The sequence below is a fragment of the Serratia nevei genome (genome assembly GCF_024160145.1).
Classification (GTDB): Bacteria; Pseudomonadota; Gammaproteobacteria; order Enterobacterales; family Enterobacteriaceae; genus Serratia; species Serratia nevei_A.
The window spans coordinates 113,448-130,118 of sequence record NZ_JAMYWQ010000004.1; the positions used below are offsets into that span (position 1 = coordinate 113,448).

Consider the following 16,671-nt stretch of genomic DNA (forward strand, 5'->3'; position numbering starts at 1 on the left):
GTTCTCCTTAACGTTGGGGCGGTTATTTAAGCAAATTTCACCGCCCGTGGCTTAAAAATCGATACTGCCGCGCAGCACCACCTCACGCGGTTCCCCCACCGCCACGCGCAAATTGCCGCCGCTGGAAGGATAGTAGGTTTTATCGAACAGGTTCTTCACGTTCAGCTGCCATTTCACCCGATAGCCGTTGATCGGCATGGTGTAAGCGGCGAACGCATCGGCAACGGTGTAATTATCCAGGGAGAAACTGTTGGCCGCGTCACCCGGGCGGCGTCCTACGTAGCGCGCACCGGCGCCAATGCGCACCTCATCGCCGCTGTAGAGACCCGGGCTGCCCAGATTCTGGGTCAGGAACAGCGAGGCGGTGTGGCGCGCCACGTTGGTCATCTCTTTCCCCTTGTTATCCGGATCGTCTACCACCCGCGCGTCGGTATACGCATAAGAACCGATCAGGCTCAGCGAATCGGTGAGATTACCGGCTACGTCCAGCTCCACGCCCTGCGAACGCACGCGCCCGGCGGTGCGCGTCACGGTTTCGCCCTCCACCAGCTCACTGACCATCACGTTGCGCTTGGTGATATCGAACAGCGCCAGCGTGCCGGTGACACCGTTCGGCAGCGCCAGTTTGCCGCCGACTTCCCAGGACTTGCCCTGTTCCGGCGGCAGCGAACCAATTTGGGTGGCGATGGAGGAGTTTGGCTTGAACGATTCGGTATAGCTGCTGTACAGCGACACGTAAGGCGTCAGCTTGTACACCACCCCGGCGCGCGGCACCAGCTTACCGTCCGAGCTGTCGGTATTGGTCTGGAACGGCCGCCCCTTGCCGGCATAGACGTCGAAAGCGTCGTAACGCAGCCCGCCCATCACCAGCCATTTATCGGTCAGTTGGATGGAATCCTGCATGAACCAACCGTAGCTGGTGAGGTTTTCCCGCTGGTCGCTGTCTTTGGCGCTGACCGCGGTCGACGGCGGCATCAGGCCGTATACCGGATGATAGATATTGAAATCGCTGTTCTTTTTGCCGCGAATCATGTCGCCGCGGTAGGTACGGTTATCTTCAAAATCGAAGCCGAACAGCATCTGGTGGTTGATGCTGCCCCAGTCCACGTCGCCATTGAGCGTCAGCTGCACCGCGTTGGCGTGGCTGACGGCGTTGGCGGTCGAGTCGGCCTGGCGGCTCAACACGCCGGTCACCGGGTTCAACGCCGTGGCGCGCGCCTGGTTGTCGCTGTAGCTGTTGCGGCTGTAGGCGTAGGTCAGCGAGCTTTTCCAACGCTCGTTGAGCGTCTGATCGATCTGCAGGGTAATGCTGTCCTGATCGCCGCGGGTGGCATTATAGGCTTCGTCAAAACGGCGATCGCGCGGCGTATTCACCGGTTTACCGGTGCGCGAATCGATAATGGTGCCGCGATCGAACGGCACCAGATATTCCATATGCTCGTAGGCCAACCGCACGGTGGTGTTCTCGCCGTACCACATCAACGACGGCGCGATCACCGTCTGGCGATTGCGGCCAAAGTTGCGCCAGTAATCGGTTTCATCGTGATCGACGATCATGCGATAGGCGAACCCCGACGTGCCGAGCGGCCCGGTAACGTCGAGCTGGCCGCCGCCGCCGTTGAAGCTGCTGCCCCAGCCTGCCACGTGGGTATGCTGCTGCAGCTGGGGTTTCTTAGTGATCATGTTGATCATCCCGCCCGGCTCGCCCATGCCGTACAGCATCGAGGCCGGCCCCTTGAGCACCTCCACCCGCTCGGTGGTCGGCGTAAAGTTGCGCGCCTGCACCGAGCGCACGCCGTCGCGCAGAATGGAGCCGTCGCGGTTGTCGCCGAAGCCGCGTTTCATGACCGCGTCCTGGGTGCCGCCCAGCGTGTTGGCCTGGGTAATGCCGCTGACGTTGTACAGCGCTTCGTCCAGGCTGCTGACCGCCTGATCGGTAATCACCTGCTGCGGCACCACGTCGATCGCCTGCGGCACGTTCAACAGGTTGGTTTCGCTGCGGGTGCCGGTGACGCTGGTCAACGGCTGATAGCTCTGCACGCCGTCGGCGTCTTTGCGGCCGACCACCACCAGGCTGTCTTCCTTTGATGCGGCTTTTTCCGCCGCCCACGTCGGCGATGTCGCGCAGGCCGCCAAAGGCAATGCGCACCACCAGCCGCGCTTGTTGTTATTCATTATCTAACTGACTCCAATAGGTCCCTGAAAAAGGTAATGGCAAAAACTGCTGATAAAGCTGTTGGAAGGTCTGTTGCGGGTTAATGTCGGCGAACAGATCCGGATAAAACGCTTTGGCGAACATCTCGACCAGCACCACGTGGTACGGGCTGAGGTAAAAGTTGTGCCAGACGCTCCAGGCGCGGTGATGCTTCACCGCCTGCAGGCTGGCCAGCATCGGCTGTGTGGCGACCAGCCGGCGGAAGCTGTCGGCAGCCTCCCGTTGGCTGACCTGCGGGCCGAGGCGCAGATCGGACAACCGCTTGCCCTGCGGCCCGGCCATGCCGGTCGCGAGGTAAACGTCGGGATTGGCGCTCAGAATGGTTTCCGGGTTCAGTTCGCCATACACCCCTTTGACGCTGGCGTTGGCGATGTTGTCGCCGCCGGCGAAGGTCAGCAGATCGCCGAGATTGCCGTGCGCGGCGGTGGTGCAGCAGGTATCGCGCCGCCCCAGATGCAGGTGCAGCATCACTTTGGGCTTCGGCCCCTGGTAGCCCGCCAGCCGTTGCCGGATCACCGCCATATGCTGCTGATAAAACTCGATGAACTGCTCGGCGCGCTGCTGGCGATTGAGCACTTCGCCCAACAGCCGCACGCTCGGCACGGTGTTGTTCAGCAGATCGATGCGCAGATCGACGTAGATCACCGCCACGCCGGCCTTGCTCAGCGCGGAAACCAGCAGATCGTTGTCGCCGTCTTCACGCGCGTAGCGCGCCAGGATCACCAGATCCGGTTTCAGCTGCAGCAGGCTTTCAATATTGACCTGGCGAAAATTATTGCCGCTGATAACGGGGATCGCGGCGATCTGCGGGAATTTCTGCGTATAGAGCTGCCAGCTTTGCGCATCGAACCGCGCCAGATCCGCCGGCCAGCCGACGATGCGCTGCGCCGGGTTGCCCGGCTCCAGCAGCGCCAGCGTATACAGCATGCGGCTCTCCCCCACCACGATGCGCTGCGGGTTGTCCGGCACCACGACCTGGCGGCCGGTGATATCGGTCACCGTCTTCGCCTGAGCGGAGAGCGCGGTGAACCACAGGGAAAGCAGCAGTAAAATGAGGGAATTGCGCATGATTGAGCCGAAACCGGGAATAGTTTGCGCATGATAATCACTCTCATTAGCACTTGCAATCCTGCACGGCGATTGCCAAAAGAAATCCGGAAAACGGCGCCGGGCGCACGGCGAAACATGGCGAAACCGCTACAAGAGCGGCTTTAAAAAGTTAAAAAAATGGCGGGAAAATCGGTTAAATAGAGCGGATACCACCAAAAAATCGGAAGCCCCCCATGACTCAACGCATTATTCCGCTGTCGGAGTGCCCACAGTTTGCCGATGTGTGCGCCGCCTGGGCCTTCGGCCAGTGGGGCTCACAGCGCGGCGGTTCGCTGGAACGCGCCCAGCTGCGCTTTGCCCAGTGCAGCCGGCCAAGCGACGATCACCTGACGTTGATGATGATCGACGGCGATCGCCCGGTGGGCATGGCCAGCCTGTGGCCCAGCGACGATCATCAACGCCAGGATCTCACCCCGTGGCTGGCCGGCGTCTTCGTTCATCCCGATCACCGCCGCCAGGGCATTGCCCACCGCCTGGAGAGGGCCATCATCGAAGCGGCGCGGCAGCGCCATCATTCGGTTTTGCATCTCATCACCGACAAGTCGGAAGCGCTGTACGCCGGCTGGGGTTGGCAGCCCGTGGAGCGCCGGCAGCAGCATGATGAAGACGTGGTGGTGATGGTGAAAACGCTGTAGTCAGCGCGGCGTACAGACATACACCAGCGCCGGCGGGAAGTTGCGCACCACCCGCAGACGCTTCCAGTGAAAATAACGGGACAGCAATTTTTCCGACAGGTGGCTGTATTGGAACAGCACCAGCGTGCCGTTACGCGCCAGCAACCGCTGCCGGGCCTGCTGAAGGATACGCACGCTGATCCTGATCGGGATCGACAGCAGTGGCAGGCAGGAGAACACCACATCGTAATCCGTGGTCATCTGGCTTGCCGAATGGGCCATCACCTTTAGCCGCCGATCGTCAATCCCGCGCAGCCGATGCACGAAATGGGGTTGGATTTCGAAGGCCTCCAGTGCCGCATCGGCGCGCATCCGCCCCAGAATGCGTTTGGTCAGCACGCCGTCCGCCGCGCCCAGTTCCGCGATCGACAGCGCACGGGTCCATTCAACCTGGTTCAGCATCGCCTGACACAGCCATGGAGAGGAGGGTGCCAGCGTACCCACGGTGCGCGGTGAAGCCATAAATTGCTGCAGATAAGCGAAGTGATTCATCAGTTGCAACCGGGTCGCATTTAACATTGAGGCCTCCTTGGGTTAAACCCTCAATGTGAGCCGAATTTCTTAAGTATTCATTAACATGAATCCGAAAGCCGTAGACACAGTTGTAATAAATTGCAACCCAGGCCACTGCGGCAAAATAAAAACGGTCGTAATAATGACCTGAAAATAAGCCGCCGGTGCGCTGGCCTATCAGATAATTATTACGACCGTTTATTTTATTGGCCACGTTGCCGTGGCCAGAGGGTAAAAGCCAACGCTTAGCGATAAATCTCCGCGTTGCCGCGCCAGTTGCTGGAGTCCCCGGGGGTGTCCAGACCGATAATGCGGTAATGGCCGGCGCCGTCCGCCGCGGCTTTTTCTTTCAGGGCGTGAATGGCGTCATGCGGTGAGCCGCTAATGTCGGAAACCGACACCACGCCGAGGCTTTGCAGATTGGCGGCCTGTTCGCTGTTGACCTGTTTCACCGACGACAGCGGCGCGGCGAAAGTGGAGAAGGAAGCGGCGGCGATCAATACTGCTGCGATGCTTGGGATAAGTTTCATGATTGACTCCAGGTGTTCTTGTTTATTAGCTCGTTGTCAGTGGTGTTAATTATCTGCTAACCAATGAAAACGGACGTAATGCAACGTAAAGAACATCAATCATTGTGAGGGGAATAAGGAGGAAATAAGATCGGATATGTATTTTCGGGCGAATTAGACTTTATGACATTCACTTTACCCCTATTTTATGAACAATTAAAGACGGTGAAAGATAAAGAACGCGCGCCACCGCTATTTAAGATTTTTTACCCGCCGGGGCGCGCTGAGCTACGCTGTTTTTGTGGCTTACCCTTTTAAGGAAGAACGCTTATGTCGCAAAACCTGCTGCGCGTGCGTGACGGTCAGGGCGCTTCGGTATCATTTTCCGAGCTGCTGTTCGATCTGATCTACGTTTTCGCCGTGACCCAACTTTCCCACTATCTGTTGCATCACCTGACGCTGACCGGCGCGCTGGAAACCCTGCTGCTGTGGTTCGCCGTCTGGCTGGCCTGGCAATACACCGCCTGGGTCACCAACTGGTTCAATCCGGATACCCGGCAAATTCGCCTGCTGCTGTTCGCTATCATGCTGCTGGGGCTGTTCGCCGCCGCCGCATTGCCACAGGCGTTTGGCGAGCGCGGCCTGATCTTCGCGCTGTTCTATGTCGCTATTCAGGTCGGCCGCTCCGTCGCGGTGCTGCGCCTGCTGGCACCCGGCCATCCGTTAAAACAAAACTTTCGCCGTATCCTCGGCTGGCTGTGCATTTCCGGCGTGTTCTGGATCGCCGGCGGGCTGGCGGAAGGCAACGCCCGCCTGGCGCTGTGGGCGATCGCCGTATTGTGCGAATACGTATCGCCGATGCTCGGCTTCCGGCTACCGGTGCTGGGGCGCTCGGACAGCAGCAGCGAATGGACCATCGAGGGCCACCATCTGGCGGAGCGCTGCCAGCTGTTCGTGATCGTGGCGCTGGGGGAAACCATTCTGATCACCGGCGCCACCCTGAGCGAGATGGAAAGCTGGAGCCCGCCGGTGCTCATCGCCTCGCTGGTGGCCTTTCTCGGCAGCCTGGCGATGTGGTGGGTCTACTTCGACACCAGCAGCAAAGCCGGCAGCCACGCCATCAGCCAGGCGGAAAACCCCGGCCAGCTGGGCGCTGACTTCCATTACGTGCACGTCGCGCTGGTGGGGGCGATCATCGTCTGCGCCGTGGCCAATGAACTGGTGATCGCCCATCCCGACGGCCGCATCCAACACGCCACGGCGGCGGTGTTGCTGCTCGGGCCGGCACTCTACCTGTTCGCTAACGCACTGTATAAACGGCTGGTGTATCATCGCTTCCCGCTGTCACACCTGGTGGGGCTGCTGGCGCTGGCGGCATTGGCCCCCGTCGCCTATTTAACCGATCTGCTGATGGTCAATGGCCTGACGACGCTGATCATGGTGGTGGTGGCGGTGTGGGAGAGCATCTCGCGCGGCAGAGCGCCGCAGCGGCACGCGGAAGCCTGAAGCAAAGGGGGCGCTATCGCCCCCGCTGTCTCACTTCAAGGGATGCGGCAAGGTGAGCACCCACAGCTCGCTCAGCGACTCCGGCTGCTCCAGCGGGCGCAATTCGATACGGGCGTCGGTCTTGTCGCCGTCGAGGCTCAGCCGCCCTTCTTTCTCCAGCTGATAATCGCCGATTTTCTTGCTCTTTGGCGATGCGTCCACCAGCTTGGCCTGCAGGCCGAAATCGTTGTCATTAATCACCGCCAGCGTGCGATCGTCGATCAGCGCCAACCCTTCCGCTTTCTCCTGGCGCCAGCCCAATTGGCGCAGATCCGCCACTTCCCGTTTCTGCGCCAGCTTCACGCCGCGTTTGGCGAGATCTTTCGCGTCATCGAACTCCAGCGCTTTCCCCTGGCCGTCAAACGCGCTCAGATCGCTGGCCTGCGCGAGATCCACCAGGTAGATCTTGTTGATCATCGTCTTGTCTTTACCGCTGCCCTGTTCAATCAACAGGATACGCTGATTGTCCAACGCCACCACATCGCCAATCTTGGCGTCTTTGGCTTTTGTATAGCTGTCGATATCGATGGGATAGCCGTACATAGCGGTTTTGCCACTGCGCGGATCGAAGCTCACCAGCCGGGTAAACTGCGCCTTGTTTTTGCTTTTGCCCTCGACATCCAGCGTGCTCTGCACCGCCGCCAGAATGCGCCCATCCGGCATCCGGGTCAGCCCCTCGAAACCGCGGTTAGGCTGGCGCCATTTCAGGATGTTCGGCAAACCGCCCGCCACCGCCTGTTCGCCGGCCTGCGGCGTTGGCCCGTATTTGGCGAGGATTTTACCTTTACCGTCGATATGGATCAGAAACGGGCCGTACTCGTCGCACAGCCAGTAACCGCCGTTGCCGTCACCGGTAATGCCTTCGGTATCCAACCCGCGGCGATCGCCGGACAGCGGTTGCAGCGCGTCGTTCAACGCCACTTCGTTCGTGGAGCCAATCAGCTCGCTCGGCAGCGGCAGCCCGCTAATCGGCCCTTTGTCGTCATGCAAGGGCCGCGCATTCTCGGCCACGGCTTTGCCGCCGCCGATACGGATGTCCATCAGCAGAGGCGCGAACTGCGGATTGGCGAAAATCTTGGCCTCTTGTTTGCCCACTGCGGGGGCATCGGCATTCGGGCCGCGATCGGTCAACGTCGTTAGCACCAGATCGTCGCCCTGCTTGCTATTGAACGTCAGCCCGGAGCCGATCCCCACCGGCAGCCCCTGCGGGAAATTCTTGGCGAACTTGCCCTGATAGGCGACGCGTTCCCCGCCGGGGAAGCCGACCACATAACGCGCCACCTCAATATCTGCAGCGTAGGTGAATACAGGAAACAGTGAAACCAACAGCAGGGAGAGCGATTTTATTTTCATGGTTTTTACCCGAGGTTGAACAAAGCGTTATTAGGCAGAAGAGGATATTAATTTAGCATGACACTGAGATGACAACAGGTGCTTCGTCAAATGAGCAATAGGCAATAAGGTGGACTGGCAAATAGAAATTAGCAATTAACCTGAGGATATTGAATGGAGAAAACCGCTGGAAAAAAGCGCCTGAAAATAACCCGTCATTTCGCTTAGGGTAAATTCTTACAGCAAAGATAAAAAAATCGGCAAACGCGCGCCGGCACGGCGAAAAACGGCGTTTATCCCATAGACAAAATAAAATACCGGGGATTTAATACCGCCGTTATTCAAGGTGCATTAAGAAAATTCTATAGAATATCTGCATGAACTGAGAAAGCTGTTCTATAGTTTTTAGTGCTAACGCCCGTTAGTCTATTCCGCAGGATGGAATCTATGTCAAAGCGACTTTTTGCCGAATTTTTTGGCACATTTTGGTTGGTGTTTGGTGGTTGTGGTAGCGCAGTATTAGCAGCGGCATTCCCACAGCTGGGTATTGGTTTCCTCGGCGTCGCGCTCGCTTTCGGTCTGACCGTAGTGACGATGGCCTATGCCGTCGGCCATATTTCCGGCGGGCATTTTAACCCGGCGATCACCGTCGGCTTATTCGCCGGCGGCCGTTTCGCGGCGAAAGACGTGATCCCTTACGTTATCGCCCAAGTGATCGGCGGTATCGCCGCAGCAGCGGTGCTGTATTTGATCGCCAGCGGCAAAGCCGGTTTCGACGCCACCGCCGGCGGTTTCGCCTCCAACGGTTACGGCGAACACTCACCGGGCGGTTACTCTTTGCAATCCGCAATCGTGATTGAGCTGGTGCTGACCGCCTTCTTCCTGATCGTTATTCATGGCGTGACCGACAAGCGCGCGCCGGCAGGCTTTGCCCCGCTGGCAATCGGCCTGACGCTGACGCTGATCCACCTGATCAGCATCCCGGTGACCAACACCTCCGTCAACCCGGCGCGCAGCACCGGCGTAGCGATCTTCCAGGGCACCTGGGCGCTGCAACAGCTGTGGGTATTCTGGCTGGTGCCGCTGGTCGGCGGCATTATCGGCGGCCTGATCTACCGCTGCCTGCTGGAAGACAAAAAATAAGCGCATCCCAGTCGAGAGCGTTTTACGGGGCAGCCTTCATCGGCTGCCCCGTTGCTTTCAGCCCTTCGTCACTGCAAACATCATGATATCGCTGGTAAAAGAGCCGTCCGGCTGAATGGCGAAGTGCGCCGCCACTTCGTGCGACACGCTTTGCTGCAGCGCGCGGATCGCGGTAACGAAATGCGCCGGCGTGCGCATGCGCGCCACCCAGCTGCCGAACTCGAGCACTAACCGATCCGACGTCACCTCGCGCACCACTAGCCCGGCTTCGGTCAATAATGCCAGCCACTCGCCCGGCGCATAGTTGCGCACGTGCGAGGTGTCGCGCAGCACTTCCACGGTTTGCAGGTAGATATCCAGCAGCGGATGCCCCGGCGAGACCACGTCCATAAAGATAGCGTTGCCGCCCGGCTTCAAGACCCGTCTGACTTCGCGCAGCGCCTGGCCGACGTCGTGCCAGTGGTGCGCCGAATAGCGGCTGATCACCAGATCGAAGCTGGCGTCCTCAAACGGTAAAGACTCCGCCACGCCCTGCTGCAGCTGAATGTTACTCAAACCTTTTTCCGCCGCCGCCTGCTCCACCACCGCCAACATTTGCGCCGACAGATCGTAGGCCACCACCTGCGCCACCTTGGCCGCCGCCGTGAAGCTGGCGTGCCCGGCGCCGCAGCCCAGATCGAGCAAGCGCGCGCCGGCGTGCGGCGCCAGTAACTGTGCGAGGCGCTGCAAATCCTTGCCCTGCGCGTGCACCGAGCTGGTTAAGTAGGCGTTGGCCTGCTCGCCGAACTGCCGATCTACCGCGTTTTTATGGCTGTTGCTGATGCTCATGTTTGCTCCCGTTATTATCCGGCTTGCGCCTGTGCCTGAAGGCTTTCGGCTACTATAATCAGGCTACTATACGGGTACAATATGAGCAGTTATCCTGGTATAAATAGGTACCACGCTATGTCATCAGAAGCCTTATCCGGGCCAAAGGCCCTCGGCGCATTCCTGCGTGCGCACCGCGAGCGCATCACGCCGGAAATGCTCGGCCTGCCCAGTTCCTCGCGCCGCCGCACCAGCGGCCTGCGGCGCGAAGAGCTGGCGCAAATCAGCGGCATCAGCGCCACCTGGTATACCTGGATCGAACAGGGGCGCGAGGTGTCCATTTCCCCCTATACGCTGGCACGCATCGCCAAGGCGCTGCGGCTCGGCCCCGCCGAACGCCACTACCTGTTTACCCTGGCGCGCGTCGCCGATCCCGAGCAGGAAACGCAGCGCGAAACCGCCAACGACGCGGTGCTGCAAAGCGTGCACCAGATGACGGTGCCCTGCTACCTGCTGGACGTGACCTGGAACGTCGTCGCCTGGAATCCGCAGGCGGCGGCGCTGTTCAGCGGCTGGCTGGATGTGGCCAATAGCCCTAATCTGCTGCACTTCATGTTCTTCCACCCGCTGGCGAAAACGCTGGTCAGCAATTGGCAAGAACGTGCCCGCCGCGTGGTGGCCGAATTTCGCGCCGAAACCAGCCATCATCAAAACACCGAAGAGATGCGCGCCTTCGTGCGCAACATGACGCACAACAGTGCGGACTTTAATCACTGGTGGAAACAGCATGATGTGATGGCGCGCGAAGGCGGCGAGCGCGCGTTCGAGCACCCTCAGCAAGGTGCGCTGCGCTATCGCCAGCTCACCTTCCATCCGGCCGAGCACGGCGGCCTGAAGCTGGTGATGCTGATCCCGCTGCCGTAATTGGTAACAAATTCATAGACAGGTTTACCCGCCATTTATTTATTGGTTCACGCAAACGCGCTAGGGTGATTGTTACCGATGACAACGATCATCCAGCACCGTTATTTATCTCCCGAGGTACGCCTATGCAATCCGAAGAACAACGCCTTATCGATGGTCTGTTTGGCCGCCTGAAAGAAGCCGAGACCAAGACGGGCCCACGGGATCTCCAGGCAGAGCAGCAAATCAATCAGCATATTCGCGAACAGCCTTCCGCCCCTTATTACATGGCGCAGGCAATGATCATTCAGGAAGCGGCGCTCAAGCAGATGGACCAGCGGGTCAAAGAGCTTGAAGCCCAGGTGGCTCAGCTGCAGCAAAGTGCTAACGCCCAGCAGAGCAGCGGCGGCTTCCTGGCCGGCCTGTTCGGCGGTGGCAGCCGCAGCACGCCGAGCCCGCGTGAACAGTATCAGGCGCAGCAGCAAAATGCGGCGGCCTGGAACAATGCGCAGCAGGGGGGCTACTCGCAGCCGCAGCAACCTGCCTATGCCCAACCTCAGCAGGCGGCGCCGTCACGCGCCGGCGGCTTCCTGGGTGGAGCATTGCAAACGGCGGCGGGCGTCGCCGGCGGCGTGGTCTTGGCAGACATGCTGACCGGCATGTTCCGCCATTCGCAGCCGCAGGAAATCGTGAATATTATCGAAGACACCCCGGCGCCGCTGGACGACAGCGCGATGCGCAATTTCGACGCCTCCAACAACCTTGATACCTTCAACAACGGCGATGGCGGCAGCTTCCTGAATCAGGACAACGGCTTCCAGAATGCCAACTACCAGGACGACACGGATTACGCCGACGATTACAACGACGACGACGACGATTCCTTCCTGTAATGCCCCTTCCCCCTCTCATCCGCAGAGGGGGATTTCCCGTTTTGCCGATCTGGACTACAGTAAACGCTGTTCATTTACCCGGCCGGGAGAAACGATGCCAAGCTTTGATCCTTCATCCCCTTTCTTCAGCGAGCGCCTGCTGATGCGGCCGCCGGTAATGGCGGACCTCGCACGTTTCTACGCCATCTTTGGCGATCCGCAAACCCAACGCTTCAACCCCGCCGGCCCGCTCACCAGCGAAGCGCAGGCCGCTTCGGCGCTGCGGGACAGACTCGCCGGCTGGCGGCAACACGGCTACGGCTCCTGGGCGCTGGCCCTGCGCGAACGGCCGGATTGGGTTATCGGGTTTGGCGGCTTGTCCTGGAAACCGCTCGGCGCGCAGCGCACCGTGAACCTCGGCTATCGCTTCGACACCCGCGTGTGGGGCAGGGGGCTGGCCACCGAGATGGCGCGGGCTGCATTGCAATACGGTTTTATCGGGCTGAAGGTGGGTGAGATTTCCGCCATTGTGCGCGCGGAGAATCAGGCTTCGTGGCGGGTGCTGGAAAAGATTGGCATGCAGCGGGTGGATACGCTGGATGACGTGCCCGGCGCGGCGCCGAGCCTGGTGTATACGCTAAAGCGCGGCGACTATCAGGGCTGATCGTCGCTGATTTTGGCCAACGCCATGCGGTAAGATTTGACCTTCTGACGCTTTTTCAGCCAGGTGGTGGCGGAGACGATGAACACCGCGCCCGACATCGCCAATACGCCGGTCGGGTGGCCGTAAAACACCATCAAGGCAAAATACACGGCGGAAACGATCGCCACCCATTTCGCCGTGTTGCCCATGTCGTTTTTCTCCTGGGTCAAACGGCGGATGTGCTCTTCTTCACTGATTCCCATACGCGCTCCTTGTTGGCTGAACGTTCCATTATATGGAGCCGGAGTGCTGATATTTCAAGCGATTGGATGGTAAAGAAGCGTAAAGCTCAGGCCGGCGGTTCCCGCCGCCGGGGCAGATAGCGCCCGGGCTGGTCGGCGCCCGGCAAACCGGTGCCGTCGTTGCGGCCAAACAGCCGGTAGCGATTGCCGGCGACCGCATCGTAGAGCTTGTCCGCCAGCCGCGGTGGCAGGTAACGCGCCAGCGCCAGCACGCGGTACGGCCACCCCAATTGGCGCAGCGCCTGAAACAGCGCCGCCGAACGCAGCCAATAGCGCCGCTGTTCAACATAGACCACGGAGTCGAAACGATCGGTCGGTAATCCCAGCGCCTGCAGGATCGCCTGCCCTTCGACGGATTGCACCGTCGCCAACAGAATGCGCCGCTGCCGATCGACGCGAATCAGATATCTCACCAACCCGTGACACAGATTGCATTCGCCGTCGAACAACAGCGCGCAATCGCCGGGCTGGAGATAAGGCAATGGTGATAAAAGGGTCATCCCGCCTCCCGAACAACGTTCGCCTTAGCCTAACGCGCCTTGGGCGTGCGAGCCAGAGCGGGATGACAGAGCCCGTTAAGGCGCAGGCGGGGCGTCGGGCACCGCCACCACCGCGATGCGCACTTCGTAATGCTTGGCGCTGCCCGCCGGGATCACCGCCGTCAGTTTGTTGATGGTCTCCACCGGATTGTTGCTGGCCGAGGTGACGCAGAACAGCTCGCCGCCGTGGCAGAACCCCGGTTTGGGCGGGTGCCCGCCCGGGAAAGGCGGCATGCGCATCGGTTCATCCACCGCGGGCGGCAACGCTTTGGCCGCAGGCGTCTCGGGGGCCGACATCGCGCTCGCGCTGAACAACAGCGCCACGCCCATGCAGGGCAGCGCCAGGATCTTGATTGCTTGTTTCATTGAATTAGCCTCATTTGCCGGGTTCAGGATTACGCTACCCCGCCCCCGGCCCATGAGAAAGCCGCTTTTCGCTACCTTTTCGCCCCGCTGCATATTGCTTACATCCCGCGTCTAACGTGATGAAAAGCAAAAGGTTGCGTAAAGGACGCCGCGTTACTGACCGCCGGCCAGCGTGTTGTAGCTGGTCATCAGATTGCGGTAGTCCGGGATATGGTTGGAGAACAGCGTGCCCAGGCCCTCGATGTCGTTGCGCCAGTCGCGGTGCAGCTCGCAGGCGACGCCGAACCAGGTCATCAGCTGCGCGCCGGCGGCTTCCATGCGGCTCCAGGCCGACTGACGCGTCAGCTCATTGAAAGTGCCGGAGGCGTCGGTCACCACAAAGACCTCAAAGCCTTCATTGAGCGCCGACAGCGCCGGGAATGCCACGCACACTTCGGTCACCACGCCGGCGATGATCAGCTGCTTGCGGCCGGTGGCTTTTACCGCCTTGACGAAGTCGTCGTTGTCCCAGGCGTTGATTTGGCCGGGGCGAGGAATGAAAGGGGCATCGGGGAATTGGGCCTTCAGCTCCGGCACCAGCGGGCCGTTGGGGCCGTTTTCGAAACTGGTGGTCAGAATGGTCGGCAGATTGAAGTACTTCGCTAAATCACCCAGCGCCAGCACGTTGTTTTTAAACCGATCGGGATCGATATCGCGCACCAGCGAAAGCAGCCCTGCCTGATGATCCACCAGCAATACGGCGGCCTGGTCCTTGTCGAGGCGCTTGTAATTTGCAGTCATGGTTTTACTCCTGTGGGGGTTGATGTTGCGGATGAAACGCCCCGCCGCTGGGACGGGGCGTTGAGGTTTAAGTGTAGCGCCTGGGCTGGGGAACACGTCCCGCCCCAGGCGCCAAGGTCAGCCGGCGCTCGCTTCGGCGTTCATGCTGCCGAACTTGCCGCTGTTGAAGTCGCGGAACGCCTGCTGGATTTCCGCGTCGCTGTTCATGACGAACGGGCCGTAGCCGACGATAGGCTCATCGATCGGTTCGCCGCTCAGCACCAGCAGCGCGACGTCGTTGTTGGCTTCGATAGTGATCGAATCCCCCGCCCGGTCGAAACGCACCATTTGGGTTTCGCGCACCACCTCTTCGCCGTTGACCAGGATCGCGCCGTGCAGCATCACCAGCGCCAGCGTATGGCCTTCTTTCACCGTCAGCGTGGTGGTGTGGCCGGCATTCAGCTTCATATCCCACACGTTGAGCGGGCTGAAAGTGCGTGCCGGGCCGGCGTGGCCGCCAAAGTCACCGGCGATCACCCGCACCTGCCCTGCGCCGTCCGCCAGCGGAACCACCGGAATATCGGCGTTCAGCAGCGTCTGGTAACCGGGCTCGGCCATTTTGTTCTTGGCCGGCAGGTTGACCCACAGCTGCACCATTTCCATGGTGCCGCCGTTGCGCGAGAAGTCCCGCGAATGGAACTCTTCGTGCAGAATGCCGGAGGCGGCGGTCATCCACTGGACGTCGCCGGGGCCAATCACCCCGCTGCTGCCGGTCGAGTCGCGGTGTTCCACTTCGCCCTGATAGACGATGGTCACCGTTTCAAACCCGCGATGCGGATGCTGACCCACGCCGCGGGTGCCGGAGGCAGAGCGGAATTTGGTTGGCGCCGCGTGATCCAGCAGCAGGAATGGGCTCATTTCCGCCCCCAAATCGTTATAAGAGAACAGCGAATTCACCAGGAAACCGTTACCGACCCAATGCGCTTCCGGGCTGTTGTGAATACCGAGGATTTTTTTCATCTTGAACTCCCGTTTCAGACCTCACGGCCTTAAGTTGATGGCAGCAGTTTAATCTGCCGGGATTTGCTGCAGTAGTAGGCAAGATGTACACTCAGCGTTCTACTGGTAGAACGATAAGGGATAGGATGCTGACCGATCTGAACGATCTGTTTTTCTTCGCCAGCGTGGTCGATCATCAGGGATTTGCTCCCGCCGGCCGGGCGCTGGGCATTCCCAAATCCAAGCTCAGCCGCCGCGTGGCGCTGCTGGAAGAGCGGCTGGGCGTGCGCCTGATCCAGCGTTCGACGCGGCGTTTCTCGGTGACCGAGGTCGGCCAAAACTATTACGCGCACTGCAAGGCGATGCTGGTGGAAGCGGAAGCGGCGCAGCAGGCGATCGAACAGACGCGCGCCGAGCCCTGCGGCACGGTGCGCCTGTCGTGCCCGGTGGCGATCCTGCACACTCGCGTCGGCAGCATGGTGGCGGCCTTTATGGCCGACTATCCGAAGGTGACGGTGCATCTGGAGGCCACCAACCGCCGGGTGGACGTGGTGGGTGAAGGGTTGGATCTGGCGATCCGCGTGCGGCCGCCGCCGCTGGAAGACAGCGATCTGGTGCTGAAGATCCTGGCGCAGCGCACCTGGTGCGTCGCCGCCAGCCCGGCGCTGGTGCGCACCCTCGGGCCGGCGCACACGCCGGAAGACCTGCACAAATACCCGACGCTCGATCTCGGCCCGGCGCGCGCTCAGCACCAATGGCGGCTGACCGGCCCGCAGGGTGAACGGGTAGAATGGGAACACACGCCGCGGCTGGTCACCGACGACATGCTGATGCTGCGCACCGCCGCCATCGCCGGCGCTGGCATCGTTCAGCTGCCGGCGATGATGATGCGCGACGACATGCTGCGCGGCGAACTGGTCCAGCTGCTGCCCGGCTGGCAGCCGCAAGGCGGCGTGGTGCATGCGGTCTACCCGTCGCGCCGCGGTTTATTGCCGGCGGTACGGCTGCTGCTCGATTATCTGGGCGAGCAGTTCGCCAGCATCGAAGAGGAGTGATCAGGCGGTGATTTCGATCGCGTTGCCGTCCGGATCGCGGATGACGGCCTCATAGAAGCCATCGCCGGTCCAGCGCGGCGCAGACTGCAGGATACCCTCCTGCTGCGCGCGCTGCGCCAACCGGTCGACCTGCCGTTCATCCCCCAGCGACAGCGCGATGTGCGCCCAGCCCACCCGTTCTTCCTGGGCCTGCGCCGGCAACAGCGTCGGCACGCGCATGATTTCCAGCGTCGGCCCGGCCGCCAGGCTGACGAAGCGGGAAACGAACCCCGGCCGGTTGCGACTGACGTACTCCTCGCCCGCCTCACCGTTGAAATAGCGCTGCCAAAACGCCAGCTGCGCGTCGATATCACGGGTCCACAGGGCAACATGGGCTATTTTCATC

General features: G+C 60.7%; 19 protein-coding genes. 7 read left to right on the forward strand and 12 right to left on the reverse strand.

The genetic code is table 11. The features are described from left to right. Window positions 1–51 precede the first annotated feature (51 nt). Together M6G53_RS05230 and M6G53_RS05235 are read right to left on the reverse strand one after the other, a co-directional pair. Window positions 52–2,175, reverse strand: a complete 2,124-nt coding sequence (locus M6G53_RS05230) for a TonB-dependent siderophore receptor (protein ID WP_253329518.1) — start codon at window positions 2,173–2,175, stop codon at window positions 52–54. Continuing rightward, window positions 2,168–3,283, reverse strand: a complete 1,116-nt coding sequence (locus M6G53_RS05235) for an ABC transporter substrate-binding protein (RefSeq protein WP_253329520.1) — start codon at window positions 3,281–3,283, stop codon at window positions 2,168–2,170. The genes M6G53_RS05230 and M6G53_RS05235 overlap by 8 nt, the downstream gene beginning before the upstream one ends. A gap of 215 nt (window positions 3,284–3,498) precedes the next feature. On the opposite strand from M6G53_RS05235, the gene M6G53_RS05240 reads away from it, so the two are divergent. Beyond that, a complete protein-coding gene (locus tag M6G53_RS05240) occupies window positions 3,499–3,960 on the forward strand; it encodes a GNAT family N-acetyltransferase (protein ID WP_253329522.1) in 462 nt (153 codons plus the stop codon). Here M6G53_RS05240 and M6G53_RS05245 read toward each other — a convergent pair whose 3' ends face one another. Next, a complete protein-coding gene (locus tag M6G53_RS05245; protein ID WP_253329524.1) occupies window positions 3,961–4,518 on the reverse strand; it encodes a class I SAM-dependent methyltransferase in 558 nt (185 codons plus the stop codon). 239 nt (window positions 4,519–4,757) lie between these two features. Next, the gene (locus tag M6G53_RS05250; protein ID WP_253329527.1) at window positions 4,758–5,042 is read right to left on the reverse strand and encodes a YdgH/BhsA/McbA-like domain containing protein; all 285 of its coding nucleotides are present in this window, start codon (window positions 5,040–5,042) and stop codon (window positions 4,758–4,760) included. Window positions 5,043–5,351: 309 nt separating this feature from the next. Between M6G53_RS05250 and M6G53_RS05255 the strand changes: the two genes are divergently transcribed. Beyond that, on the forward strand, window positions 5,352–6,527 hold the full coding sequence (locus M6G53_RS05255; protein ID WP_253329528.1) for a low temperature requirement protein A: 1,176 nt from the start codon (window positions 5,352–5,354) through the stop codon (window positions 6,525–6,527). A 30-nt stretch (window positions 6,528–6,557) separates the two neighbouring features. On the opposite strand, the gene M6G53_RS05260 is transcribed toward M6G53_RS05255, so the two are convergent. Beyond that, the gene (locus M6G53_RS05260; protein ID WP_253329530.1) at window positions 6,558–7,919 is read right to left on the reverse strand and encodes an esterase-like activity of phytase family protein; all 1,362 of its coding nucleotides are present in this window, start codon (window positions 7,917–7,919) and stop codon (window positions 6,558–6,560) included. A gap of 426 nt (window positions 7,920–8,345) precedes the next feature. Here M6G53_RS05260 and aqpZ point away from each other — a divergent pair, with 426 nt between their 5' ends. After that, the gene (aqpZ, locus tag M6G53_RS05265; protein WP_025301712.1) at window positions 8,346–9,041 is read left to right on the forward strand and encodes an aquaporin Z; all 696 of its coding nucleotides are present in this window, start codon (window positions 8,346–8,348) and stop codon (window positions 9,039–9,041) included. A gap of 57 nt (window positions 9,042–9,098) precedes the next feature. On the opposite strand, the gene M6G53_RS05270 is transcribed toward aqpZ, so the two are convergent. Further along, window positions 9,099–9,869 (reverse strand): class I SAM-dependent methyltransferase, encoded by a 771-nt coding sequence (locus tag M6G53_RS05270; RefSeq protein WP_253329532.1) that lies wholly within the window; start codon window positions 9,867–9,869, stop codon window positions 9,099–9,101. A gap of 117 nt (window positions 9,870–9,986) precedes the next feature. On the opposite strand from M6G53_RS05270, the gene M6G53_RS05275 reads away from it, so the two are divergent. The 3 genes from M6G53_RS05275 to M6G53_RS05285 all read left to right on the forward strand — a co-directional run bounded on the left by M6G53_RS05275 (window position 9,987) and on the right by M6G53_RS05285 (window position 12,287). After that, the gene (locus M6G53_RS05275; protein ID WP_253329534.1) at window positions 9,987–10,772 is read left to right on the forward strand and encodes a helix-turn-helix transcriptional regulator; all 786 of its coding nucleotides are present in this window, start codon (window positions 9,987–9,989) and stop codon (window positions 10,770–10,772) included. A 125-nt stretch (window positions 10,773–10,897) separates the two neighbouring features. After that, window positions 10,898–11,644, forward strand: coding sequence for a DUF2076 domain-containing protein (locus tag M6G53_RS05280; protein WP_253329536.1), 747 nt, complete (start codon window positions 10,898–10,900; stop codon window positions 11,642–11,644). Between the two features lie 94 nt (window positions 11,645–11,738). Next, window positions 11,739–12,287, forward strand: a complete 549-nt coding sequence (locus tag M6G53_RS05285; RefSeq protein WP_253329538.1) for a GNAT family N-acetyltransferase — start codon at window positions 11,739–11,741, stop codon at window positions 12,285–12,287. On the opposite strand, the gene M6G53_RS05290 is transcribed toward M6G53_RS05285, so the two are convergent. The 5 genes from M6G53_RS05290 to M6G53_RS05310 all read right to left on the reverse strand — a co-directional run bounded on the left by M6G53_RS05290 (window position 12,278) and on the right by M6G53_RS05310 (window position 15,252). Next, on the reverse strand, window positions 12,278–12,529 hold the full coding sequence (locus tag M6G53_RS05290) for a hypothetical protein (RefSeq protein ID WP_019454252.1): 252 nt from the start codon (window positions 12,527–12,529) through the stop codon (window positions 12,278–12,280). The genes M6G53_RS05285 and M6G53_RS05290 overlap by 10 nt on opposite strands. Window positions 12,530–12,615: 86 nt before the next feature. Further along, the gene (locus tag M6G53_RS05295) at window positions 12,616–13,068 is read right to left on the reverse strand and encodes a thiol-disulfide oxidoreductase DCC family protein (protein WP_253329540.1); all 453 of its coding nucleotides are present in this window, start codon (window positions 13,066–13,068) and stop codon (window positions 12,616–12,618) included. A gap of 75 nt (window positions 13,069–13,143) precedes the next feature. Then, entirely contained in the window at window positions 13,144–13,473 is a 330-nt protein-coding gene (locus tag M6G53_RS05300) for a hypothetical protein (RefSeq protein WP_253329543.1), read from the reverse strand. A 153-nt stretch (window positions 13,474–13,626) separates the two neighbouring features. Then, window positions 13,627–14,253 (reverse strand): isochorismate family cysteine hydrolase YcaC, encoded by a 627-nt coding sequence (gene ycaC / locus M6G53_RS05305; RefSeq protein WP_253329545.1) that lies wholly within the window; start codon window positions 14,251–14,253, stop codon window positions 13,627–13,629. 117 nt (window positions 14,254–14,370) lie between these two features. Then, window positions 14,371–15,252, reverse strand: a complete 882-nt coding sequence (locus tag M6G53_RS05310) for a pirin family protein (RefSeq protein ID WP_253329548.1) — start codon at window positions 15,250–15,252, stop codon at window positions 14,371–14,373. A gap of 125 nt (window positions 15,253–15,377) precedes the next feature. On the opposite strand from M6G53_RS05310, the gene M6G53_RS05315 reads away from it, so the two are divergent. After that, on the forward strand, window positions 15,378–16,286 hold the full coding sequence (locus tag M6G53_RS05315; protein ID WP_253329550.1) for a LysR family transcriptional regulator: 909 nt from the start codon (window positions 15,378–15,380) through the stop codon (window positions 16,284–16,286). Here M6G53_RS05315 and M6G53_RS05320 read toward each other — a convergent pair whose 3' ends face one another. Beyond that, window positions 16,287–16,670 (reverse strand): VOC family protein, encoded by a 384-nt coding sequence (locus tag M6G53_RS05320; RefSeq protein ID WP_107227159.1) that lies wholly within the window; start codon window positions 16,668–16,670, stop codon window positions 16,287–16,289. Between the last annotated feature and the right edge of the window lies 1 nt (window position 16,671).